At 61.7% G+C, this 2,245-nt stretch carries 2 protein-coding genes; both read left to right on the forward strand.

What is annotated here, in order from left to right; all coding sequences use genetic code 11:
• The coding region (locus tag G5358_RS20800) for a DeoR/GlpR family DNA-binding transcription regulator (RefSeq protein ID WP_421324851.1) at positions 1-501 on the forward strand (501 nt) is incomplete at its 5' end.
• A gap of 56 nt (positions 502-557) precedes the next feature.
• Positions 558-2,245: glutamine--fructose-6-phosphate transaminase (isomerizing) (glmS, locus tag G5358_RS20805; protein ID WP_421324852.1), on the forward strand; the 1,688-nt coding region annotated here is incomplete at its 3' end.

The raw sequence follows: 2,245 nt of genomic DNA on the forward strand, positions 1-2,245 counted from the left end.
GATCACAACCGCGTCATCATCGACAGCGGCAGCACCACTAGCGCCATGATCCCCATGCTGGGCAACAAGCGCGGCCTTATCGTGATGACCAACTCCCTCAATGTGGCCGGTGCCCTGCGCGAGCTGGAAAATGAGCCTACCCTGTTAATGACCGGTGGCACTTGGGACCCTCACTCCGAATCCTTCCAGGGGCAGGTGGCGGAACAGGTGTTGCGCTCCTACGACTTTGACCAGCTCTTTATCGGTGCTGACGGCATCGACCCGGAGCGTGGCACCACCACCTTCAACGAGCTGGTGGGCCTGTCGCGGGTCATGGCCGAGGTATCGCGGGAGGTTATTGTGATGGTCGAATCGGAAAAGATCGGCCGCAAGATCCCCAATCTCGAACTTCCCTGGTCGAGCATCCATACCCTGGTGACCGACGAGGGGCTGGCCAGCGAGGCCAGAGAACAGATTCAAGCCCAGGGGGTGACGCTTATCTGCGCCCCGGTCACTTGCTGACATCGAGCTCTGAACCATCCAACTGACTTTACGATTTGCATCTCAAGGAGAAGTGTATGTGTGGCATCGTCGGGGCTGTTGCCCAACGTGATGTGGCTGAAATTCTGGTAGAGGGCCTGCGCCGTCTGGAGTACCGCGGTTATGACTCAGCCGGTGTGGCCGTGTTCAGCGCCAACCAGCCGTTGCAGCGGGTTCGCCGTCTGGGCAAGGTGGCCGAGCTGGCCAAGGCGCTCGACGAGCAGTCCGTCCATGGCGGTACCGGCATCGCTCATACCCGCTGGGCCACTCACGGCGAGCCCTCCGAACGCAACGCTCACCCTCACGTCTCCGAGCATATCGTGGTGGTGCACAACGGCATCATCGAGAACCACGAAGAGCTGCGGGAAGAGTTGAAGGCGCTGGGCTATGTGTTCAGCTCCGACACTGACACCGAAGTGATTGCCCATCTGGTCCATCACGAGCTGAAGAGCGCCGGCAGCCTGCTGGCCGCCATGCAAACTGCGGTGAAGCAGCTGCGCGGTGCCTACGGTACCGTGGTGATGGACAGCCGCGACGACAGCCGCGTGGTGGTGGCCCGCTCCGGTTCACCGCTGGTGATCGGCCGCGGTATCGGCGAGAACTTTATCGCCTCCGACCAGATGGCGCTGCTGCCGGTGACCCGCCGTTTCATCTTCCTGGAAGAGGGTGATGTGGCCGAAGTGACCCGTCGCGATGTGCAGATCTTCGATATCAACGGCAACGCTGTGGTGCGCGAAGAGCAGGAGTCCGAACTCTCCCACGATGCCGGTGACAAGGGCGAATATCGCCACTACATGCTCAAAGAGATCCACGAGCAGCCCAAAGCGATCACCAACACTCTGGAAGGGCGTCTGGGCAGCGATCACGTGGTGGTCGAATCGTTCGGCAACGGCGCGCGTGCCATCTTTGACAAGGTCGAGCACGTGCAGATCGTCGCCTGCGGCACCTCCTATCACTCCGGCATGGTGGCTCGCTACTGGTTCGAAGAGATCGCTGGCGTCTCCTGTGATGTGGAGATCGCCTCCGAGTTCCGCTATCGCAAATCGGTAGTGCGTCCCAACAGCCTGCTGGTGACCCTCTCCCAGAGTGGCGAGACCGCCGATACCCTGGCGGCGCTGCGTCTGGCCAAGGAATCCGGCTACATGAGCTCGCTGGCTATCTGCAACGTGCCGGGCTCCTCGCTGGTGCGTGAATCGGATCTGGCCTTTATGACCCGCGCGGGGGCAGAGATTGGTGTGGCCTCCACCAAGGCGTTCACCACCCAGTTGGCTGGCCTGCTGATGCTGGTGGCCTCGGTCGGTCACTGCCGTGGCCACCTTAGCGCGTCCGCAGAGGCCGAACTGGTCAAGGCGCTGCAAGCCTTGCCGCTGCGTATTAAAGAGAGCCTGGCGCTGGCCAAGGATATCGAAACCCTGGCCGAAGAGTTTGCCGACAAGCAGCACAGCCTGTTCCTCGGCCGTGGCAGCCAGTACCCCATCGCCATGGAAGGGGCGCTCAAGCTCAAAGAGATCTCCTACATCCACGCCGAAGCCTACGCCGCTGGCGAGCTGAAGCATGGCCCGCTGGCGCTGATCGATGCCGAGATGCCCATCATAGTGGTGGCGCCGAACAACGATCTGCTGGAGAAGCTCAAGTCCAACGTGGAAGAGGTGCGTGCCCGTGGCGGTATCCTCTACGTGTTCGCCGATGCCGACACCGGCTTCAAGAGCGACGAGACCATGCGGGT

The sequence above is a fragment of the Aeromonas sp. 604176 genome (assembly GCF_049170755.1).
GTDB classification, from domain to species: Bacteria; Pseudomonadota; Gammaproteobacteria; order Enterobacterales; family Aeromonadaceae; genus Aeromonas; species Aeromonas veronii_A.